The sequence below is a fragment of the Pseudomonas sp. S60 genome (assembly GCF_016647865.1).
Lineage (GTDB): Bacteria > Pseudomonadota > Gammaproteobacteria > Pseudomonadales > Pseudomonadaceae > Aquipseudomonas > Aquipseudomonas parafulva.
On sequence record NZ_JACVVH010000006.1, the window covers coordinates 25,973 to 47,590 of the forward strand.

At 59.2% G+C, this 21,618-nt stretch carries 22 protein-coding genes; 20 read left to right on the forward strand and 2 right to left on the reverse strand.

Translation table 11 applies throughout. From position 1 onward, the window contains the following. Positions 1-13 precede the first annotated feature (13 nt). Together dnaN and dnaA are read right to left on the reverse strand one after the other, a co-directional pair. Entirely contained in the window at positions 14-1,117 is a 1,104-nt protein-coding gene (gene dnaN / locus IAE33_RS04545; RefSeq protein ID WP_028632793.1) for a DNA polymerase III subunit beta, read from the reverse strand. A gap of 44 nt (positions 1,118-1,161) precedes the next feature. After that, a complete protein-coding gene (gene dnaA, locus IAE33_RS04550; protein WP_201162505.1) occupies positions 1,162-2,694 on the reverse strand; it encodes a chromosomal replication initiator protein DnaA in 1,533 nt (510 codons plus the stop codon). A gap of 592 nt (positions 2,695-3,286) precedes the next feature. Between dnaA and rpmH the strand changes: the two genes are divergently transcribed. The 20 genes from rpmH to IAE33_RS04650 all read left to right on the forward strand — a co-directional run bounded on the left by rpmH (position 3,287) and on the right by IAE33_RS04650 (position 21,616). After that, entirely contained in the window at positions 3,287-3,421 is a 135-nt protein-coding gene (gene rpmH / locus IAE33_RS04555; protein WP_003253163.1) for a 50S ribosomal protein L34, read from the forward strand. A 13-nt stretch (positions 3,422-3,434) separates the two neighbouring features. Further along, the gene (rnpA, locus tag IAE33_RS04560; protein ID WP_201162637.1) at positions 3,435-3,839 is read left to right on the forward strand and encodes a ribonuclease P protein component; all 405 of its coding nucleotides are present in this window, start codon (positions 3,435-3,437) and stop codon (positions 3,837-3,839) included. Beyond that, the gene (gene yidD, locus IAE33_RS04565) at positions 3,832-4,077 is read left to right on the forward strand and encodes a membrane protein insertion efficiency factor YidD (RefSeq protein ID WP_075046823.1); all 246 of its coding nucleotides are present in this window, start codon (positions 3,832-3,834) and stop codon (positions 4,075-4,077) included. Before rnpA ends, yidD begins: the two co-directional genes overlap by 8 nt. Before the next feature lie 2 nt (positions 4,078-4,079). After that, a complete protein-coding gene (gene yidC / locus IAE33_RS04570) occupies positions 4,080-5,762 on the forward strand; it encodes a membrane protein insertase YidC (RefSeq protein WP_028632796.1) in 1,683 nt (560 codons plus the stop codon). 87 nt (positions 5,763-5,849) lie between these two features. Then, positions 5,850-7,220, forward strand: a complete 1,371-nt coding sequence (mnmE, locus tag IAE33_RS04575) for a tRNA uridine-5-carboxymethylaminomethyl(34) synthesis GTPase MnmE (protein WP_201162507.1) — start codon at positions 5,850-5,852, stop codon at positions 7,218-7,220. A gap of 470 nt (positions 7,221-7,690) precedes the next feature. After that, positions 7,691-9,583, forward strand: a complete 1,893-nt coding sequence (gene mnmG / locus IAE33_RS04580) for a tRNA uridine-5-carboxymethylaminomethyl(34) synthesis enzyme MnmG (protein ID WP_201162510.1) — start codon at positions 7,691-7,693, stop codon at positions 9,581-9,583. Then, positions 9,580-10,230 carry a 16S rRNA (guanine(527)-N(7))-methyltransferase RsmG gene (gene rsmG / locus IAE33_RS04585; RefSeq protein WP_028632799.1) on the forward strand — a complete coding sequence of 217 codons (651 nt, stop codon included), beginning with the start codon at positions 9,580-9,582 and terminating at the stop codon, positions 10,228-10,230. The genes mnmG and rsmG overlap by 4 nt, the downstream gene beginning before the upstream one ends. An 18-nt stretch (positions 10,231-10,248) precedes the next feature. Next, positions 10,249-11,040 carry a ParA family protein gene (locus tag IAE33_RS04590; protein WP_028632800.1) on the forward strand — a complete coding sequence of 264 codons (792 nt, stop codon included), beginning with the start codon at positions 10,249-10,251 and terminating at the stop codon, positions 11,038-11,040. Between the two features lie 9 nt (positions 11,041-11,049). Continuing rightward, on the forward strand, positions 11,050-11,922 hold the full coding sequence (locus IAE33_RS04595; protein ID WP_028632801.1) for a ParB/RepB/Spo0J family partition protein: 873 nt from the start codon (positions 11,050-11,052) through the stop codon (positions 11,920-11,922). 148 nt (positions 11,923-12,070) lie between these two features. After that, complete coding sequence (locus tag IAE33_RS04600) at positions 12,071-12,478, forward strand: F0F1 ATP synthase subunit I (RefSeq protein WP_028632802.1); 408 nt, start codon at positions 12,071-12,073, stop codon at positions 12,476-12,478. A gap of 16 nt (positions 12,479-12,494) precedes the next feature. Then, the gene (gene atpB / locus IAE33_RS04605; protein ID WP_028632803.1) at positions 12,495-13,364 is read left to right on the forward strand and encodes a F0F1 ATP synthase subunit A; all 870 of its coding nucleotides are present in this window, start codon (positions 12,495-12,497) and stop codon (positions 13,362-13,364) included. A 144-nt stretch (positions 13,365-13,508) separates the two neighbouring features. Then, complete coding sequence (atpE, locus tag IAE33_RS04610; protein ID WP_003097235.1) at positions 13,509-13,766, forward strand: F0F1 ATP synthase subunit C; 258 nt, start codon at positions 13,509-13,511, stop codon at positions 13,764-13,766. Between the two features lie 56 nt (positions 13,767-13,822). Beyond that, complete coding sequence (locus IAE33_RS04615; RefSeq protein WP_003260032.1) at positions 13,823-14,293, forward strand: F0F1 ATP synthase subunit B; 471 nt, start codon at positions 13,823-13,825, stop codon at positions 14,291-14,293. 12 nt (positions 14,294-14,305) lie between these two features. Next, positions 14,306-14,842, forward strand: coding sequence for a F0F1 ATP synthase subunit delta (locus IAE33_RS04620; RefSeq protein WP_003253191.1), 537 nt, complete (start codon positions 14,306-14,308; stop codon positions 14,840-14,842). 21 nt (positions 14,843-14,863) lie between these two features. Beyond that, positions 14,864-16,408: a F0F1 ATP synthase subunit alpha gene (atpA, locus tag IAE33_RS04625; RefSeq protein WP_028632805.1), complete on the forward strand. Its 1,545-nt coding sequence runs from the start codon at positions 14,864-14,866 to the stop codon at positions 16,406-16,408. A gap of 48 nt (positions 16,409-16,456) precedes the next feature. After that, the gene (atpG, locus tag IAE33_RS04630; RefSeq protein ID WP_028632806.1) at positions 16,457-17,317 is read left to right on the forward strand and encodes a F0F1 ATP synthase subunit gamma; all 861 of its coding nucleotides are present in this window, start codon (positions 16,457-16,459) and stop codon (positions 17,315-17,317) included. Positions 17,318-17,344: 27 nt separating this feature from the next. Further along, complete coding sequence (gene atpD, locus IAE33_RS04635; RefSeq protein WP_028632807.1) at positions 17,345-18,721, forward strand: F0F1 ATP synthase subunit beta; 1,377 nt, start codon at positions 17,345-17,347, stop codon at positions 18,719-18,721. 43 nt (positions 18,722-18,764) lie between these two features. Then, entirely contained in the window at positions 18,765-19,184 is a 420-nt protein-coding gene (locus tag IAE33_RS04640; RefSeq protein ID WP_028632808.1) for a F0F1 ATP synthase subunit epsilon, read from the forward strand. A gap of 120 nt (positions 19,185-19,304) precedes the next feature. After that, on the forward strand, positions 19,305-20,672 hold the full coding sequence (gene glmU / locus IAE33_RS04645; RefSeq protein WP_201162512.1) for a bifunctional UDP-N-acetylglucosamine diphosphorylase/glucosamine-1-phosphate N-acetyltransferase GlmU: 1,368 nt from the start codon (positions 19,305-19,307) through the stop codon (positions 20,670-20,672). A gap of 170 nt (positions 20,673-20,842) precedes the next feature. Beyond that, positions 20,843-21,616 carry a DeoR/GlpR family DNA-binding transcription regulator gene (locus tag IAE33_RS04650; RefSeq protein WP_060480963.1) on the forward strand — a complete coding sequence of 258 codons (774 nt, stop codon included), beginning with the start codon at positions 20,843-20,845 and terminating at the stop codon, positions 21,614-21,616. Positions 21,617-21,618 lie beyond the last annotated feature (2 nt).

Sequence of the window (21,618 nt, forward strand, 5' to 3'; positions counted from 1 at the left end):
CGCCTGCTACAGGTTACAAACGCATCGGCATGACAACATACGAAGAGTCGTCGTTGCCTGCCTCCTGCAGCAGCGCGCTGCTGTTGGAGTCCGACAAGATCAGGCGAACCTGTTCAGTGGTCATAACCCCCAGCACATCCAGCAGGTAGCTGACGTTGAAGCCAATCTCCAAGGAGCTGCCTTCGTAGTCCACGCTGATCTCTTCCTCGGCTTCTTCCTGCTCAGGGTTGTTGGCCTGAATTTTCAGCTGCCCGGCAGCCAACTGCAGACGGATGCCACGGTACTTTTCGTTGGACAAAATCGCGGTACGGCTAAAGGCCTCGCGCAGGGCTTGACGGTCGCCCACTACCAACTTGTCACCGCCCTTGGGCAGCACGCGCTCGTAGTCTGGGAATTTACCGTCCACCAATTTGGAGGTGAATGTGAATTCACCGGTAGTGGCGCGGATGTGATGCTGACCCAAAACGATGCTGACCATGCCCTCAGGGTCGGTCAGCAGGCGGGCCAGTTCCAGAATACCTTTGCGTGGCACGATCACCTGGTGGCGGTCGTCCTGCTCGATAGGTGCACTCATGGCGCAAAGGGCCAGGCGGTGACCATCGGTGGAAACAGCCCGCAGCGTGTTGCGCGAGACTTCGAGCAACATACCGTTCAGGTAGTAGCGCACATCCTGCTGAGCCATGGCAAAGCTGGTGCGCTCGATCAAGCGGCGCAGCTTGCTCTGTTCCAGGTTGCAGGTCAGCGAACCCGGGCCTTCTTCCACAGTGGGGAAATCATTGGCTGGCAGCGTTGACAGGGTAAAGCGGCTACGGCCAGCTTTGACCAGCAGTTTCTGCTCGTCCACCTTGATGTCGATAAGCACATCGCTGGGCAGGCTCTTGCAGATGTCCATCAGCTTACGCGCCGGGACGGTGATTTCGCCAGGTTCGGCTGGCTCTTCGAGTTGCACGCGCCCTACCAGTTCAACCTCCAGGTCGGTACCGGTCAACGACAATTGCTGGCCCTGTACGACCAGCAATACGTTGGACAGCACCGGCAAGGTCTGGCGGCGCTCGACGACACCGGCGACCAGTTGCAGGGGTTTCAACAGGGCTTCGCGTTGAATGGTGAAATGCATGGTCTAGTCCCTTGCCTTCAATTAGCTAGCTGCGCCAACGGCCATCAGGTCGTCAGCGTACGCAGCAGGTTCTTGTAGTCCTCGCGGATGTCCGCGTCGGATTCCTTAAGTTCGTTGATCTTGCGGCAGGCATGCAGCACGGTCGTATGGTCTCGGCCACCGAACATGTCGCCGATCTCTGGCAAGCTGTGGTTGGTCAGCTCCTTGGACAGGGCCATGGCCACCTGCCGCGGGCGCGCCACCGAGCGCGAACGCCGCTTGGACAACAGATCGGAGATCTTGATCTTGTAGTACTCAGCCACCGTGCGCTGGATGTTATCCACACTCACCAGCTTGTCCTGGAGGGCCAGCAGGTCTTTGAGCGACTCACGGATCAGCTCGATGGTGATATCGCGCCCCATGAAGTGGGAGTGGGCGATCACCCGTTTCAGCGCACCTTCCAGCTCACGAACGTTGGAGCGTATGCGTTGGGCGATGAAGAACGCGGCATCATGCGGCAGCTCGACCTTGGCCTGGTCGGCCTTCTTCATCAGGATCGCGACACGGGTTTCCAGTTCTGGCGGCTCGACTGCCACGGTCAGGCCCCAACCGAAGCGCGACTTCAGTCGCTCTTCAAGGCCTTCGATTTCCTTGGGATATCGGTCGGACGTCAGGATGACTTGCTGGCCACCTTCGAGCAGGGCGTTGAAGGTGTGGAAGAATTCTTCCTGGGAGCGCTCCTTGCGGGCGAAGAACTGAATATCGTCGATCAGCAATGCATCCACAGACCGGTAGAAACGCTTGAACTCGTTGATGGCGTTCAGCTGAAGCGCCTTGACCATGTCCGCGACAAAGCGCTCCGAATGCAGGTAGACCACCTTGGCATTCGGGTTCTTCTTCAGCAGGTGGTTACCCACAGCATGCATCAGGTGAGTCTTGCCCAGGCCCACGCCACCATAAAGGAACAGCGGGTTGTACCCGTGCTTGGGGTTGTCGGCCACCTGCCATGCCGCTGCCCTGGCCAGCTGGTTGGACTTGCCCTCTACAAAGGTATCGAACGTGAACGTGCGGTTCAGGTAGCTGGTGTGCTTGAGCGCGCCCTCTACCTGCACGGTGCGTTGCTCGGCCCGGCCATTGACGACGGGGGCCGAGGGAGGTTCGGCCATGGCGTCGAAGCTGTCCCTTGAAGACTGCTGAGCGGATTGTTCAACAGTGGAAGCTTCGGCCGGGGCCGCAGCAGCAAGCTCGGCGGCCACAGCAGCAGGCACGGCTTTTTGCGCCTGGGTCTGGGCCTGCGAGGCAGCGATGGCTGCACTCACCGGGGCGTTGGGTGCAGCACGGGGTGCTGAGCTGCGACGGCTGCCAATCAGCAACGAAAGAGCAGGCGCAATGCCACTGCCATTTTCCCCCAACAGTTCCAGCAAACGCCCCAGGTACTTTTCATTGACCCAATCAAGGACGAAACGGTTGGGCGCGTAGACGCGCAACTCGTCGCCTTCGGCTTCGACCTGTAACGGACGGATCCAGGTGTTGAATTGTTGGGCAGGCAGTTCGTCGCGCAGAAGCTCTACGCACTGCTGCCAAAGTTCCACTGACACGGATATCCCCTGAGTTTGAAAGCCGGACAAGGCCGAAACAAACCGCCATTGTACCGGTCGAGCGTTAACTTATCCACATGTGGACACCACGGCAGCCATGGCAAAACAGCCATTTACCGACTAAAACGACCTGACGAAGCTGTGAATAAACCCTGTGGATAACGCAACCTGAGGGCTATGCACAACCCTGGGTCGAAGTCTGTTGATAACTCTACTGTGGATAACAGCCTATTTTATCCACACGTTCTCTCCAGGCCCGAAACAGGCGCAGCACCGGTTTGAAACAGACTTTTGAATCGCTGAAAAGCCCGTTTTACAAGGCCTTCGGTGGGTTATCCACAGAAGGTTATCCACCTAAGAGTTATAAGTTCTTCAGAAAAGCTTTTTATATGTCTCTTCTTTTTTTTCATGTTGAACGTAATCTGACTGCTCAATCAAGCCGACGCTGGCCCACCGCGGGCTGCCACTCATCCCGCCGTACATAAGGAAAGGCTGGTTGGAAATTGACCTACGGGCTTGCTTTCTCTAGAATCGCCGGTCTCTTAAAAGGGGGCCATCCCGGCCCGTCGTCGACAAACCCAGGTAACACGCCATGAAACGTACTTTCCAACCAAGCACCATCAAGCGCGCGCGCACTCACGGTTTCCGTGCTCGTATGGCTACCAAGAACGGCCGCGCCGTACTGTCGCGTCGTCGTGCCAAAGGCCGTAAGCGTCTGGCCATTTGATTTTTCGGCACAGGTGGTGAGTCAGGACTTCAGTCGGGAAAAGCGACTGCTTACACCCCGGCATTTCAAAGCGGTCTTCGACTCCCCAACCGGCAAGGTTCCAGGGAAAAACCTGCTGATCCTTGCTCGCGAGAACGGGCTGGATCACCCGCGCCTTGGCCTGGTGATCGGCAAGAAGAGCGTCAAGCTCGCCGTTCAACGCAACCGCCTCAAGCGCTTGATGCGCGATTCCTTTCGTCTGAACCAGCAAATGCTTGCCGGCCTGGACATCGTGATCGTCGCGCGCAAGGGATTGGGTGAAGTGGAAAACCCGGAATTGCACCAACACTTTGGCAAGCTCTGGAAACGCCTGGCGCGCAGCCGACCGGCACCAGCAGCCACCGCCAATTCCGTAGGGGTAGACAGCCAAGATGCGTAAACTGGCACTCGTTCCGATCCAGTTTTACCGTTATGCCATTAGTCCTCTGATGGCCAGCCACTGTCGTTTCTTCCCCAGCTGCTCCTGTTATGCCTATGAAGCCATCGAAAACCACGGCCTCTGGCGTGGTGGGTGGCTAGCCGTTCGTCGCCTGGGGCGTTGTCATCCGTGGAACGACGGCGGTTTCGATCCCGTTCCTCCCGCTCCTTCCTCCCGAACTTCTTCGATAGCCGAGTAATCATGGATATTAAACGCACGATCCTGATCGTCGCCCTGGCAATCGTGTCCTACGTCATGGTCCTCAAGTGGAACCAGGACTACGGCCAGGCTGCCCTGCCGACTCAGAATACTGCTGCCAGCACTGCCAACCCGGGCTTGCCTGACGGTGTACCGGCGGGTAATGCCGGCGCCAGCGCCGATGTGCCTAGCGCCAACGCCGAGACCAGCCAGGCCGAGCTCGCACCGGTCGCTGTCAGCAAGGACCTGATCCGGGTCAAGACCGACGTCCTGAACCTGGCTATCGATCCGGTCGGTGGTGACATTGTCCAGCTGAACCTGCCTCAGTACCCGCGGCGTCAGGATCACCCGGACATTCCGTTCCAGCTGTTCGACAACGGTGGCGAACGCGTCTACCTGGCACAAAGCGGCCTGACAGGCGCCAACGGCCCTGATGCACGTTCGGCCGGTCGCCCACTCTATGCGGCCGAGCAGAAGAGCTATCAGCTGGCCGACGGCCAGGAGCAACTGGTTGTCGACCTGAAGTTCAGCGATAACGGCGTCAACTACATCAAGCGCTTCAGCTTCAAGCGCGGTGAATACGACCTCACTGTCAGCTACCTGATCGACAACCAGAGCAGCCAGGCCTGGAGCGGCAACATGTTTGCCCAGCTCAAGCGGGATGCTAGCTCCGATCCTTCGTCGAGCACCGCTACCGGTACCGCCACCTACCTGGGCGCAGCCCTGTGGACACCTTCCGAGCCCTACAAAAAGGTCTCGATGAAGGACATCGACAAAGGTAGTTTGAAAGAAAATGTGTCTGGAGGCTGGGTCGCCTGGCTGCAGCACTACTTCGTAACCGCGTGGATCCCTGCCAAGTCGGACAACAACGTCGTCCAGACCCGCAAGGACAGCCAGGGCAACTACATCATCGGCTACACTGGCCCGGCACTCAGCGTGCCTGCGGGCGGTAAGGCCGAAACCAGTGCCATGCTGTATGCCGGTCCGAAGATCCAGTCCAAGCTCAAGGAGTTGTCCCCAGGCCTGGAACTGACGGTGGACTACGGCTTCCTGTGGTTCATTGCCCAGCCGATTTTCTGGTTGCTGCAACATATCCACAGCCTGCTGGGCAACTGGGGCTGGTCGATCATCGTGCTGACCATGCTGATCAAAGGCCTGTTCTTCCCGTTGTCGGCTGCCAGCTACCGTTCCATGGCGCGCATGCGTGCCGTTTCGCCCAAGCTGGCCGCGCTGAAAGAACGCTTCGGTGACGATCGCCAGAAGATGTCCCAGGCGATGATGGAGCTGTACAAGAAAGAGAAGATCAACCCGCTGGGCGGCTGCTTGCCGATCCTGGTACAGATGCCGGTATTCCTGGCTCTGTACTGGGTGCTGCTGGAAAGCGTCGAGATGCGCCAGGCCCCCTGGATGCTGTGGATTACCGACCTGTCGATCAAGGATCCGTTCTTCATCCTGCCGATCATCATGGGCGCCACCATGTTCATCCAGCAGCGTCTGAACCCGACCCCGCCGGACCCGATGCAGGCCAAGGTGATGAAGATGATGCCGATCATCTTCACCTTCTTCTTCCTGTGGTTCCCGGCTGGCCTGGTGCTGTACTGGGTTGTGAACAACTGCCTGTCCATCACTCAGCAGTGGTACATCACCCGCAGCATCGAAGCAGCCAGCAAAAAAGCTGCTGCCTGACGGGCTATTGCGCTAGCCTGTGAATAAAAACGCCCCCCAGTGGGGCGTTTTTGCTATCTGTCGTTTTTGTCGTAGAGGCTTTCGAGCATGAATACTGTGCGTGAAACCATCGTCGCCATTGCCACCGCCCAAGGGCGCGGTGGGGTGGGCATCGTCAGGCTGTCAGGGCCTCTGGCAGGCAGGGCCGGCGAATGGATCACCGGCCGTCACCTGACCCCGCGCCACGCCCATTACGGCGCGTTTCGAGGTGAGGATGGGCTGGTGCTGGACGAGGGCATTGCCTTGTTCTTTCCGGGCCCTAACTCGTTCACCGGCGAGGACGTGCTGGAGCTGCAGGGCCACGGTGGCCCGGTGGTGCTGGATATGTTGCTGCAGCGTTGCGTACAACTGGGTTGCCGTCTGGCCCGGCCAGGGGAATTCAGCGAACGCGCATTTCTCAATGACAAACTGGACCTGGCGCAGGCAGAGGCGATCGCCGACCTGATCGAGGCCAGTTCCAGCCAGGCCGCGCGCAACGCCCTGCGGTCGCTTCAAGGGGAATTCTCGAAACGTGTCCACAGCCTGACCGAAGCCCTGATTGCATTGCGCATCTACGTGGAGGCTGCAATCGACTTCCCTGAGGAAGAGATTGATTTCCTTGCCGATGGCCACGTGCTGTCGATGCTGGATGCTGTGCGAGCAACGTTATCCACAGTCCAGCGCGAGGCCGGGCAGGGCGCCTTGCTACGCGATGGCATGACGGTGGTTATTGCGGGTCGGCCCAACGCCGGCAAATCGAGCTTGCTAAACCAGCTGGCGGGGCGTGAAGCGGCAATCGTCACTGATATCGCCGGCACCACCCGGGACATCCTGCGTGAACATATCCACATCGACGGGATGCCCCTGCACGTTGTGGATACCGCAGGGTTGCGCGCAACCGAAGACCAGGTAGAAAAAATTGGCGTTGAACGTGCGCTCAAGGCCATTGGCGAAGCGGACCGTGTGCTGTTGGTGGTGGACTCCACCGCACCTGAAGCCAGTGACCCCTTCGCCCTATGGCCGGAGTTTCTCGACCAGCGGCCTGACCCGTCCAAGGTCACACTCATCCGCAACAAGGCAGACCTGAGTGGTGAGCGTATTGCGCTTGAGCAGAGTACGGATGGCCACGTCACCCTCACCCTCAGTGCCAAAGGCAACGATGGCGGCCTGCAGTTGCTGCGTGATCACCTCAAGGCCTGCATGGGGTACGAACAAACCGCCGAAAGCGGCTTTAGCGCCCGCCGTCGACACCTTGATGCATTGCGCCAGGCCAGTGAGCACCTGGAGCATGGGCGGGCACAACTGACACTGGCGGGTGCCGGTGAGTTGTTGGCCGAAGACCTGCGCCAGGCGCAGCAAGCGTTGGGCGAGATCACAGGCGCCTTCAGTTCTGACGACCTGTTGGGCCGAATTTTCTCGAGCTTTTGCATCGGCAAGTAGTTCACCGCAGCCTCGGGCACAGCCGCTCCACATGGAGCGGCTTTTTTTTGCGCTTTTTTTGGCCGGCTCGGGCTTTCTTGGGTATCAGGAGCCCTGTGGAAAACCCTCAATGAGCTCAGTTGATAAGCAGGCGTTTTTGTTGAGGGTAAACTGCCCTGTGGGTAAACAGACCGTTTATGCACAGGCTAAAACCGCTTATCCATAGCCCTCATGGGTACTAGGCCACAGGGTTTAATTTCTCTGTACATGGCTATTTGAAAGGCGTGCAGAACCTTATCCACAGATAAGGCTGTGCATAAGAATAAACATAAAAACAAAGCTTTTATAAATTTCTCTTCTTTGATTTCTGTTGTCTGCCATTCATCCACAGACTGGTCAAAATTTGCTCAGGCGGTTCCTTTAAGGGGGGTGAAGTCCCTATACTTGTCGGCTTACCTTCTCTATTCGCAAAAACAGGCACGAGGTGCGTGGTGGATTTCCCTTCCCGTTTTGAAGTGATCGTCATCGGCGGCGGCCATGCCGGTACCGAGGCTGCGCTTGCGTCTGCACGCATGGGTGTAAAAACCCTGCTGCTGACCCACAACGTGGAAACCCTCGGTCACATGAGCTGCAACCCCGCTATTGGCGGTATTGGCAAGAGCCATCTGGTCAAAGAGATCGATGCCCTGGGCGGCGCCATGGCCCTGGCTACCGACAAGAGCGGTATCCAGTTCCGAGTGCTGAACAACCGCAAAGGCCCAGCCGTTCGGGCAACCCGGGCACAGGCAGACCGCGCCATCTACAAGGCAGTGGTCCGCGAGATCCTGGAAAACCAGCCGAACCTGTGGATATTCCAGCAGTCCTGCGATGACCTGATCGTCGAGCAGGACGAGGTCAAGGGTGTCGTCACCCAAATGGGCCTGCGTTTCTTCGCCGATGCCGTGGTACTGACCACTGGCACATTCCTCGGCGGGCTGATCCATATCGGCATGCAAAACCATTCCGGCGGTCGCGCCGGTGACCCACCCTCGATCGCCCTGGCACACCGCATGCGTGAACTCCCGCTGCGGGTCGGTCGCCTGAAAACCGGTACCCCGCCGCGTATCGATGGCCGCTCCGTGGACTTCTCGGTGATGACCGAGCAGCCCGGCGATACCCCGATTCCGGTGATGTCGTTCATGGGCAATGCGGGCATGCACCCGCGCCAGGTCAGTTGCTGGATCACCCACACCAATGCGCGGACCCACGACATCATCGCTTCCAACCTCGACCGCTCGCCCATGTATTCAGGGGTTATCGAGGGGGTTGGGCCGCGCTACTGCCCGTCGATCGAAGACAAGATCCACCGCTTCGCCGACAAGGAAAGCCATCAGGTATTCATCGAGCCGGAAGGCCTGAACACCCATGAGCTTTACCCAAACGGCATCTCCACTTCGCTGCCGTTTGACGTGCAGCTGGAGCTGGTACGGTCGATTCGGGGTATGGAAAATGCCCACATCGTTCGCCCCGGTTACGCCATCGAGTACGACTACTTCGACCCACGCGATCTGAAGTACAGCCTTGAAACCAAGGTTATCGGCGGTTTGTTCTTCGCCGGCCAGATCAACGGCACCACGGGTTACGAGGAAGCCGGCGCCCAGGGCCTGCTGGCCGGGACCAACGCCGCACTGCGTGCCCAGGGCCGCGACAGCTGGTGCCCGCGGCGCGACGAGGCGTACATCGGTGTGCTGGTCGACGACCTGATTACCCTGGGTACCCAGGAGCCGTACCGCATGTTCACCTCCCGTGCCGAGTACCGCCTGATTCTGCGCGAAGACAACGCCGACCTGCGGCTTACCGAAAAAGGCCGCGAACTGGGCCTGATCGATGACCAGCGCTGGGCAGCGTTCTGCACCAAGCGCGACGGTATCGAGCGTGAAGAGCAGCGCCTGAAAACCACCTGGGTGCGGCCGAATACTGAACAAGGCCAGGCCATTGTGGATAAGTTCGGCACGCCGCTCAGCCATGAATACAGCCTGCTCAACCTGCTGGCGCGCCCTGAAATCGACTACGCCGGGCTGATTGAGGCCACCAACGGTGAGCCGATTGACCCGCAGGTTGCCGAACAGGTGGAAATCCGCACCAAGTACGCCGGGTACATCGACCGCCAGCAGGACGAGATCGCTCGCCTGCGGGCCAGCGAGGACACGCGCCTGCCTGTGGATATCGACTATTCGAGCATTTCTGGCTTGTCCAAGGAGATTCAGGGCAAGCTGGGCCAGACGCGCCCCGAAACCCTGGGCCAGGCTTCGCGCATCCCCGGTGTTACACCGGCCGCGATCTCCCTGTTGCTCATTCACCTGAAAAAACGCGGCGCCGGCCGCGAGTTGGAGCAAAGCGCTTGAGTGCCCTGGTCACCCCGCAACATGCCGAAGAGTTGTCCACAGGTGCCCGCGAACTGGGGGTGCCACTGAGCCCGGAGCAACACGACAAGCTGCTTGGCTACCTTGCTCTGTTGATCAAATGGAACAAAGCCTACAACCTCACCGCTGTGCGCGACCCCGACGAGATGGTTTCGCGCCACTTGCTCGACAGCCTCAGCGTGATGCCGTTTATCCACAGCGAACGCCATGAATGGCTGGACGTGGGCAGCGGCGGTGGCATGCCTGGGGTGCCATTGGCTATTCTGCATCCGCACAAGCGTGTGACGGTGCTGGATGCCAATGGCAAGAAAACGCGCTTTCTGACCCAGGTGAAAATGGAGCTCAAGCTGGACAACCTCACGGTTATCCACAGCCGCGTGGAGGCGTTCGAGCCTGCACGTCCGTTCGATGGCATCGTCTCCCGTGCGTTCAGCAGCATGGAGAACTTCACCAACTGGACCCGCCACCTGGGCGACACCGGGACGCAATGGCTTGCAATGAAGGGGCTGCATCCTGCCGATGAACTGGTAGCATTGCCCGCAGACTTCACAGTGGAAAGCGAGCAGGCCCTGACCGTTCCGGGTTGCCAGGGCCAGCGCCATCTGCTGATACTGCGCCGCAAGGCTTGACTGGGAACACACGCAACAATGGCTAAGGTATTCGCAATCGCGAACCAGAAAGGTGGTGTAGGCAAGACCACCACCTGTATCAATCTCGCGGCCTCGCTGGCTGCGACCAAGCGCCGTGTGCTGCTGATCGACCTCGATCCGCAGGGCAACGCCACCATGGGCAGCGGGGTGGACAAGCACGAGCTCGAGCACTCGGTGTACGACCTGCTGATCGGCGAATGTGACCTGGCCCAGGCCATGCACTATTCCGAGCATGGTGGTTTCCAGTTGCTGCCGGCCAACCGTGACCTGACCGCAGCCGAAGTGGTGCTGCTGGAGATGCAGGTCAAGGAGAGCCGCCTGCGCAATGCACTGGCGCCCATCCGCGACAATTACGATTTCATTCTGATCGACTGCCCGCCGTCGCTGTCGATGCTCACGCTCAACGCCCTGGTTGCGTCCGATGGCGTGATCATCCCCATGCAGTGCGAGTACTACGCGCTGGAAGGCCTGAGCGACCTTGTGGATAACATCAAGCGCATCGCTGCACGGCTGAACCCCGAGCTCAAGATCGAGGGCCTGTTGCGGACCATGTACGACCCGCGCCTCAGCCTGAACAACGATGTTTCTGCGCAGCTGAAGGAGCACTTTGGCCAGCAGCTGTACGACACCGTGATCCCACGCAATATCCGCCTGGCCGAAGCGCCCAGTTTCGGCATGCCGGCGCTGGCCTACGACAAGCAATCGCGTGGCGCGCTGGCCTACCTGGCCCTGGCTGGCGAACTGGTTCGCCGTCAGCGTCGTCAAACCCGCACTGCACAAACAACTTAAGGAATCCGCATGGCCGTCAAGAAACGAGGTCTCGGACGTGGGTTGGATGCGCTGCTCAGCGGTCCTTCCGTCAGCGCGCTCGAAGAGCAGGCTGTAAAGATCGACCAGAAGGAACTGCAACACCTGCCCGTGGAGTTGATTCAGCGCGGCAAGTACCAGCCGCGACGCGACATGGATCCACAGGCGCTCGAAGAACTCGCCCATTCGATCCGCAGCCACGGGGTGATGCAGCCCATTGTGGTGCGTCCGATCGGCGACAACCGCTACGAGATCATTGCCGGTGAGCGCCGCTGGCGCGCCACCCAGCAGGCCGGCCTGGACACCATCCCTGCCATGGTCCGCGAGGTGCCCGACGAAACCGCCATCGCCATGGCGCTGATCGAAAACATCCAGCGCGAGGACCTTAACCCGCTGGAGGAGGCGCTCGCCTTGCAGCGCCTGCAGCAGGAGTTCGAGCTGACCCAGCAACAGGTGGCCGACGCCGTGGGCAAGTCGCGGGTGACGGTGGCCAACCTGCTGCGCCTGATTACCTTGCCCGATGCGATCAAGACCATGCTCGCGCACGGTGACCTGGAAATGGGCCACGCCCGTGCCCTGCTCGGCCTGGAAGAGCATCGCCAGGAGGAGGGGGCGCGTCATGTTGTCGCACGTGGACTTACCGTGCGCCAAACCGAGGCGCTGGTGCGTCAGTGGTTGAGTGACAAACCTGATCCGGTAGAACCGGGCAAACCTGATCCGGACATCGCACGCCTTGAACAACGGCTGGCAGAGCGGCTGGGCTCTGCGGTGCAGATTCGCCATGGCAACAAGGGCAAGGGGCAGCTGGTCATTCGTTATAACTCGCTGGACGAGTTGCAGGGCGTGCTTGCTCACATCCGCTGAAACAATTCCCGTTGTAGCGTGCGGCCGTAAATCACTACGAAGAGTTGAATAGGGGTTAATCCACCCCTATACTCTGCGCGCATTTTGTCGGCACAAATTATGCCAAGTCATAGCTGACGGGTTGGTCGACTTTCGGGGAGCAGTTGTGATGGAAATACGCACGCCAAACCGCTTGCCTTTCCATCGCTGGGCGGTTTTTCCAGTACTGCTGGCTCAATTTGTTGTACTGCTGCTGGCAGCGTTGGTGTTGTGGCAGTGGGGAGGGGCGGTCAGCGGTTATTCGGGCCTTTGTGGAGGCCTGATCGCGTGGCTACCCAATGTGTATTTCGCCTGGAAGGCTTTTCGCTTCAGCGGGGCACGGGCGGCACAAGCCATCGTCAAGTCGTTTTACGCGGGCGAGGCAGGCAAGATGATTTTAACGGCAGTGCTGTTTGCACTGACCTTTGCAGGAGTGAAGCCATTGGCGCCGTTAGCAGTATTCGGCGTCTTCGTGCTGACCCTTTTGGTCAGCTGGTTCGCGCCCCTGCTGATGAATAAAAGACTTTCGAGACCTTAGGGCGTTTGAGGCAACCATGGCAGCAGAAACCGCTTCGGGCTATATCCAGCACCACTTGCAGAACCTGACCTACGGTCAACTACCAGACGGCAGCTGGGGCTTCGCCCATTCGGCTGCAGAAGCCAAGGCAATGGGCTTCTGGGCGTTCCACCTGGACACCCTGGGTTGGTCCGTCGCGCTGGGTCTGATCTTCCTGTTCATCTTCCGCATGGCGGCCAAGAAGGCGACTTCCGGCCAACCCGGCGGCCTGCAGAACTTCGTGGAAGTGATGGTGGACTTCGTCAACGGCAGCGTGAAGGACTCCTTCCATGGCCGTAGCCCGGTGATCGCCCCGCTGGCGCTGACCATCTTCGTCTGGGTGTTCCTGATGAACGCTGTCGACCTGGTACCGGTCGACTGGATTCCTCAGCTGGCCATCCTGATTTCCGGTGACCCGCACATTCCGTTCCGTGCCGTGTCCACCACCGACCCGAACGCGACCCTGGCCATGGCCTTCTGCGTGTTCGCCCTGATCATCTTCTACAGCATCAAGGTCAAGGGCCTGGGCGGCTTCATTGGTGAGCTGACCCTGCACCCGTTCGGCAGCAAGAACATCTTCGTGCAGATCTTGCTGATCCCGGTGAACTTCCTGCTGGAATTCGTCACCCTGATCGCCAAGCCAATTTCCCTGGCCCTGCGACTGTTCGGCAACATGTACGCCGGCGAACTGGTGTTCATCCTGATCGCGGTCATGTTCGGCTCGGGCCTGCTGTGGCTCAGCGGCCTCGGCATCGTGCTGCAATGGGCGTGGGCTGTGTTCCACATCCTGATCATCACCCTGCAAGCCTTCATCTTCATGATGCTCACCATCGTCTACCTGTCGATGGCGCACGAAGATAACCATTAAGACCGCCTGGCGTGTCTGATAGCCTTCCCCGCTCGTTTGGGGGGAGGGCTTAAAAAGTCCGCAAGGGCATGCTGTACCAAACGATTTGTTTTACCGCTTCAAACTAAAAACCTAACCAATACGACGTAAAAGTCGGGAGGAAAGATGGAAACTGTAGTTGGTCTGACCGCTATCGCTGTTGCTCTGCTGATCGGCCTGGGTGCTCTGGGTACCGCCATTGGTTTCGGCCTGCTGGGCGGCAAGTTCCTGGAAGGCGCTGCTCGTCAGCCTGAAATGGTTCCGATGCTGCAGGTCAAAATGTTCATCGTTGCCGGTCTGCTCGACGCCGTCACCATGATCGGTGTGGGTATCGCTCTGTTCTTCACCTTCGCGAATCCGTTCGTTGGTCAGATCGCCGGCTAATCACTCGTCTTCACGAGTTGATGGCTGTATGAATTAAGACCGAGCGAGGTGTTGGCGTGAACATTAATGCAACCCTGATTGGCCAATCCGTTGCTTTTCTGATTTTTGTACTCTTCTGCATGAAGTACGTATGGCCTCCGGTCATCACTGCCCTGCAAGAGCGCCAAAAGAAGATTGCCGACGGCTTGGACGCTGCCAACCGCGCAGCTCGTGACCTGGAGCTGGCCCAAGAAAAAGCGGGTCAGCAACTGCGCGAAGCTAAAGCACAGGCAGCCGAAATCATTGAGCAAAGCAAGAAACGCGCTGCTCAGCTTGTCGAGGAAGCCCGTGATCAGGCCCGCGTCGAAGCTGACCGTGTGAAGGCTCAGGCTCTGGCCGAGATCGAACAGGAACTGAACAGCGCTAAAGACGCCCTGCGTGCCCAAGTGGGTGCCCTGGCCGTTGGCGGTGCTGAAAAGATCCTTGGCGCCACAATCGATCAAAACGCGCATGCGGAGCTGGTTAACAAACTGGCCGCTGAAATTTAAGCGAGGGCGATCATGGCAGAACTGACCACGTTGGCCCGACCTTACGCTAAGGCTGCCTTTGAGCATGCCCAGGCCCATCAGCAACTGGCCAATTGGTCAGCCATGCTCGGCCTGGCTGCTGCGGTGTCGCAAGACGACACCATGCAGCGCCTGCTCAAGGCCCCGCGACTGACGAGCGCAGAAAAGGCCGCCACGTTCATTGACGTGTGCGGTGACAAGTTCAATGCACAGGCACAGAATTTCATTCATGTTGCCGCGGAAAACGACCGTCTCCTGCTTCTGCCGGAGATTGCCGCTCTGTTCGACCTGTACAAGGCCGAGCAAGAGAAATCCGTGGACGTGGAAGTCACCAGTGCCTTCGCGTTGAACCAAGAACAGCAAGACAAACTCGCCAAGGTTCTCAGTGCACGGTTAGGCCAGGAAGTGCGCCTGCACGCGTCGGAGGATGCCAGCCTGATTGGCGGCGTCGTCATCCGCGCCGGTGACCTGGTAATCGATGGCTCTGTTCGCGGCAAAATCGCGAAACTGGCCGAAGCATTGAAATCTTGAGTTTGAAGGGGCAGCAGAGCAATGCAGCAACTCAATCCTTCCGAAATTAGTGAAATCATCAAGGGCCGCATCGACAACCTCGATGTGAGCTCCCAAGCCCGTAACGAAGGTACCGTCGTTTCGGTTTCCGACGGTATCGTGCGGATCCACGGTCTGGCCGACGTCATGTACGGCGAAATGATCGAGTTCCCTGGCGGCGTCTACGGTATGGCACTGAACCTGGAGCAAGACTCCGTAGGTGCAGTGATCCTGGGTGCCTATGACACCCTCGCCGAAGGCATGAGCGCCAAGTGCACCGGCCGCATCCTGGAAGTTCCGGTTGGTAAGGAACTGCTGGGCCGCGTCGTCGACGCACTGGGTAACCCGATCGACGGCAAAGGCCCGCTGGGCAACACCGAGACCGATGCGGTCGAGAAAGTTGCTCCAGGCGTGATCTGGCGTAAGTCGGTAGACCAGCCTGTACAGACTGGCTACAAGTCCGTCGACGCCATGATCCCTGTCGGCCGTGGTCAGCGTGAGCTGATCATCGGTGACCGTCAGATCGGCAAGACCGCCATGGCCATCGACGCCATCATCAACCAGAAAGACTCCGGTATTTTCTGTGTTTATGTGGCTGTCGGCCAGAAGCGTTCGACCGTTGCCAACATCGTTCGCAAGCTGGAAGAAAACGACGCGCTGAAAAACACCATCGTGGTGGTTGCCAGCGCCTCGGAATCCGCCGCACTGCAATTCCTGGCGCCTTACGCCGGTTGCACCATGGGCGAATTCTTCCGTGACCGCGGCGAAGACGCACTGATCGTTTACGATGACCTGTCCAAGCAAGCCGTTGCTTACCGTCAGATCTCCCTGCTGCTGCGCCGTCCACCAGGACGTGAAGCGTACCCAGGCGACGTGTTCTATCTCCACTCCCGTCTGCTGGAGCGTGCATCGCGCGTTTCGGAAGAGTACGTAGAGAAGTTCACCAATGGCGCAGTGACTGGCAAAACCGGTTCCCTGACCGCGCTGCCGATCATCGAAACCCAGGCTGGCGACGTTTCCGCGTTCGTTCCGACCAACGTGATTTCCATCACCGACGGTCAGATCTTCCTGGAGTCGGCCATGTTCAACTCGGGCATCCGCCCTGCAGTGAACGCCGGTGTTTCGGTATCCCGCGTAGGTGGTGCCGCTCAGACCAAGATCATCAAGAAACTGTCCGGTGGTATCCGTACCGCTCTGGCTCAGTACCGTGAGCTGGCTGCATTCGCCCAGTTCGCTTCCGATCTGGACGAAGCGACCCGCAAGCAGCTGGAGCATGGTCAGCGCGTAACCGAGCTGATGAAGCAGAAGCAGTACGCACCGATGTCCATCGCGGACATGGCGCTGTCGCTGTACGCCGCTGAGCGTGGTTTCCTGACTGACGTAGAAGTCTCCAAGGTCGGCAGCTTCGAGCAAGCGCTGATCGCCTTCTTCAACCGTGATCACGCTGAACTGATGGCGAAGATCAACGTGAAGGGTGACTTCAACGACGAAATCGACGCAGGCCTGAAAGCCGGTATCGAGAAGTTCAAGGCCACCCAGACCTGGTAAGCCGCAGCGGGGGCTCAGGCCCCCGCTTGCTAACCTGATAGGTGATACATGGCAGGCGCAAAAGAGATTCGCAGTAAGATTGCGAGCATCAAAAGCACGCAAAAAATTACCAGCGCCATGGAGAAAGTGGCGGTCAGCAAAATGCGCAAGGCACAAATGCGCATGGCTGCTAGCCGTCCTTACGCGGAGCGTATCCGCCAGGTGATCGGTCATCTGGCCAACGCCAACCCGGAATACCGCCACCCGTTCATGATCGAGCGCCCTGTAAAGCGCGTTGGTTATATCGTGGTGAGCAGTGACCGTGGTTTGTGCGGTGGCTTGAATACCAACCTGTTCAAGGCCTTGGTCAAGGACATGAACGTAAACCGCGAACAGGGCGTGGAAATCGACCTGTGCGTGATCGGCAGCAAGGGTGCGACTTTCTTCCGCATCTTTGGCGGCAACGTTGTAGCCGCGATCAGCCACCTGGGCGAAGAGCCATCGATCAATGACCTGATCGGCTCCGTCAAAGTGATGCTGGACGCCTACCTGGACGGCCGTATCGATCGCCTTTCGGTGGTTTCGAACAAGTTCATCAACACCATGACCCAGAAGCCAACGGTCGAGCAATTGGTACCGTTGGTGGCAACCCCGGATCAGGATCTCAAGCACCACTGGGATTACCTGTACGAACCCGACGCAAAAGAGCTGCTGGACGGCTTGATGGTGCGTTATGTGGAGTCGCAGGTGTACCAGGCGGTGGTCGAGAACAACGCTGCTGAACAAGCGGCCCGGATGATCGCCATGAAAAACGCCACAGACAACGCCGGTGATTTGATCAAAGAGCTTCAGTTGATCTACAACAAGGCGCGTCAGGCTGCGATCACCCAGGAGATCTCGGAAATCGTCGGCGGCGCTGCCGCGGTTTAACGGTTCACATATTCAGAGGATCCAGCTATGAGTAGCGGACGTATCGTTCAAATCATCGGCGCCGTCATCGACGTGGAATTCCCACGTGACGTCGTGCCGAGTGTTTACAACGCGCTGAAAGTACAAGGCGCGGAAACCACCCTGGAAGTTCAGCAGCAGCTGGGCGACGGCGTGGTTCGTACCATTGCGATGGGCTCGACCGAAGGTCTGAAGCGCGGTCTGGGCGTTGTCGATACCGGCGCGGCCATTTCGGTTCCAGTCGGCAAGGCCACCCTGGGCCGTATCATGGACGTCCTGGGTAACCCAATCGACGAAGCCGGCCCGATCGGCGAAGAAGAGCGTCGCGGTATCCACCAGCCAGCGCCTTCGTTCGCTGACCAGGCGGGCGGCAACGACCTGCTGGAAACCGGCATCAAGGTTATCGACCTGGTTTGCCCGTTCGCCAAGGGTGGTAAGGTTGGTCTGTTCGGTGGTGCCGGTGTCGGCAAGACCGTAAACATGATGGAACTGATCCGTAACATCGCCATGGAACACAGCGGTTATTCCGTGTTCGCTGGTGTGGGTGAGCGTACTCGTGAGGGTAACGACTTCTACCACGAGATGAAGGACTCCAACGTTCTCGACAAAGTAGCCTTGGTCTACGGTCAGATGAACGAGCCACCAGGAAACCGTCTGCGCGTAGCGCTGACCGGCCTGACCATGGCTGAGAAGTTCCGTGACGAGGGTAACGACGTTCTGCTGTTCGTCGACAACATCTACCGTTACACCCTGGCCGGTACCGAAGTATCCGCACTGCTGGGCCGTATGCCTTCGGCAGTAGGTTACCAGCCGACCCTGGCTGAAGAGATGGGCGTTCTGCAAGAGCGCATCACCTCCACCAAGGAAGGTTCGATTACCTCCGTTCAGGCCGTATACGTACCTGCGGACGACTTGACCGACCCATCGCCGGCGACCACCTTCGCCCACTTGGACGCCACCGTCGTTCTGTCCCGTGACATCGCCTCCCTGGGTATCTACCCAGCGGTCGACCCACTGGACTCGACTTCGCGCCAGCTGGACCCGAACGTGATCGGCAACGAGCACTACGACACCGCGCGTGGCGTTCAGTATGTTCTGCAGCGCTACAAAGAGCTGAAGGACATCATCGCGATCCTGGGTATGGACGAGCTGTCCGAGACCGACAAGCAACTGGTAGCCCGCGCTCGTAAGATCCAGCGCTTCCTGTCGCAGCCGTTCTTCGTAGCCGAAGTCTTCACCGGTTCGCCAGGCAAGTACGTTTCCCTGAAAGACACCATCGCTGGCTTCAGCGGCATCCTCAAAGGTGACTACGACCACCTGCCAGAACAAGCGTTCTACATGGTCGGCAGCATCGACGAAGCGATCGAGAAAGCCAAGAAACTGTAATTCCTGCGCCCCGCAAGGGGCGCTATCAGGTTGAGGCAAGCAGATGGCTATGACAGTCCATTGCGATATCGTCAGCGCGGAAGGAGAGATCTTCTCCGGTCTGGTCGAGATGGTGGTTGCGCACGGTAACCTGGGTGATCTTGGTATCGCTCCAGGCCACGCGCCGCTGATCACCAATCTGAAGCCAGGTCCGATCACGCTGACCAGGCAGGGTGGCGCCCAAGAGGTGTTCTACATCTCTGGTGGTTTCCTCGAGGTTCAGCCGAACATGGTCAAGGTGCTTGCCGATACCGTGCAACGTGCTGCAGACCTGGATGAAGCGCAGGCTCAGGAAGCCCTCAAGGCTGCCGAGAACGCCCTGAATCTGAAAGGCGCGGACTTCGACTACGGTGCCGCCGCCGCACGTCTGGCCGAGGCCGCAGCGCAGCTGCGTACCGTCCAGCAAATGCGCAGAGGCAAGTAATCGGCCCACGCTGATCACTGCTGTTGCGATTGAGTAAAAGGGTAGCCTCGGCTACCCTTTTTCTTTTTCCGAATTCCCCTCCGGTCATTTCACTGACCGCCCAGGATTGGTAGCCAGTCAATGTCACTCGATATCGTTATTCTCGCCGCCGGCCAAGGCACCCGCATGCGCTCGGCGCTGCCCAAGGTGTTGCACCCGGTAGCCGGCAATTCCATGCTCGGCCATGTTATCCACAGCGCCCGGCAGTTGCAGCCACAGGGCATTCATGTGGTGGTTGGCCACGGCGCCGAGTTGGTGCAGCAACGGCTGGCGAGTGACGACCTGAACTTCGTCATGCAGGACAAGCAGCTGGGCACTGGCCATGCACTGGCGCAGGCGCTGCCGGCTCTTACTGCCGATACGGTGCTGGTGCTTTACGGTGATGTGCCACTGATCGAAGTGCAGACCCTGCAACGGCTGCTGGCCAAGGCCAGCGAGCAGCGCCTGGGGCTGCTCACCGTCACGCTGCAGGACCCCACCGGCTATGGCCGGATCGTGCGCAACACTGACGGCAAGGTTACGGCCATCGTGGAGCACAAGGATGCCAGCGACGCGCAGAAGGCCATCAACGAGGGCAACACCGGCATTCTGGCCCTGCCTGCCGCACGTTTGGCCGACTGGATGGGCCGGTTGTCCAACAACAACGCCCAAGGCGAGTACTACCTCACCGATGTGATCGCCATGGCCGTAGCCGATGGCCTGGAGGTGACCACCGAGCAGCCGCACGACCCCATGGAAGTGCAGGGCGCCAACGACCGCCGCCAGCTGGCAGAGCTTGAGCGTCACTACCAGTTGCGAGAAGGCCGTCGGCTCATGGCCCAAGGGGTCACGCTGCGTGATCCGGCGCGCTTTGATGTGCGCGGCGATGTGACCGTGGGCCGGGATGTGCTGATCGACATCAACGTCGTTCTTGAAGGCAAGGTGGTCATCGAGGATGACGTGCAGATTGGCCCGAACTGCGTGATCAAGGACAGCACCTTGCGCAAGGGCGTGATCATCAAGGCCAACAGCCACCTGGACGGCGCGGTGATGGGCGAGGGCAGCGACGCTGGCCCGTTCGCCCGTCTGCGCCCAGGCAGCGTGCTGGAGGCCAAGGCCCATGTGGGTAACTTCGTCGAGCTGAAGAACGCCCACCTGGGTGAAGGCGCCAAGGCGGGCCACCTGACCTACCTGGGCGATGCCGAGGTTGGCGCGCGTACCAACATCGGCGCCGGCACCATCACCTGCAACTACGACGGTGCCAACAAGTTCAAGACCGTGATGGGCGAGGACGTGTTCATCGGCTCCAACAATTCGCTGGTGGCACCGGTGGAAATCAAAGCCGGCGCAACCACTGCGGCAGGTTCCACCATCAATCAGGCCGTCGAGGCGGGTGAATTGGCCGTGGCACGTGCCCGACAGCGTAATATCAGCGGCTGGAAGCGGCCGGAGAAAATCAAGAAGCGCTGAGTTATCCACAGCCTTCTACGCCAAAGCCGATTTATGTGAATAAGTCGGCTTTTTTATTTCTGGGGTGCTGCATTACTTTTGGTCAGGAAATTTTATCCACACCTTGACGATCGCGCTGGCTTAGGTTTTGATTGCAACCATTATCTTTCGAAACGAAACTTAACAGCCCAATGTCGAAACGAAACACACCTCAGCGTCGGCACAACATCCTGGCTCTGCTCAGCGAGCACGGCGAGGTGACGGTCGATGCCCTCGCCAAGCGTTTCGATACCTCCGAAGTGACCATCCGCAAAGACTTGGCCGCGCTGGAGAGCAACGGGCTGTTGCTGCGTCGCTATGGTGGTGCCGTACCGGTACCGCAGGAGCTGCTGGTCGAACCGGCCCAGCCGGTGTCTGCCTACAAGCGGGCAATTGCCCGTGCTGCGGTTGGCCTTATTCGCGAGCATGCTCGCATCATCATCGACAGTGGCAGCACCACCGCGGCCATGATCCCTGAACTGGGGCGCCAGCCTGGGCTGGTGGTGATGACCAACTCGCTCAACGTGGCCCGCGCCATCAGCGAAATCGAGCACGAGCCGGTGTTGTTGATGACCGGTGGCACCTGGGACCCCCACTCGGAATCGTTCCAGGGCCAGGTGGCCGAGCAGGTGTTGCGGTCCTACGACTTCGACCAGTTGTTCATCGGTGCCGACGGCATCGACCTGAGCCGTGGCACCACCACGTTCAATGAACTGCTGGGTTTGAGCCGGGTGATGGCCGAAGTCGCCCGTGAAGTGATCGTGATGGTCGAGTCCGACAAGGTCGGGCGCAAGATCCCCAACCTCGAACTGCCCTGGAGCAGGGTGCACACCCTGATCACAGACGAACGCCTGCCCAGTGAGGCACGCCAACAAATTCAAGCCCGCGGCGTCAACCTGATCTGCGCCGCGATCAGCCAGGAGTAAAT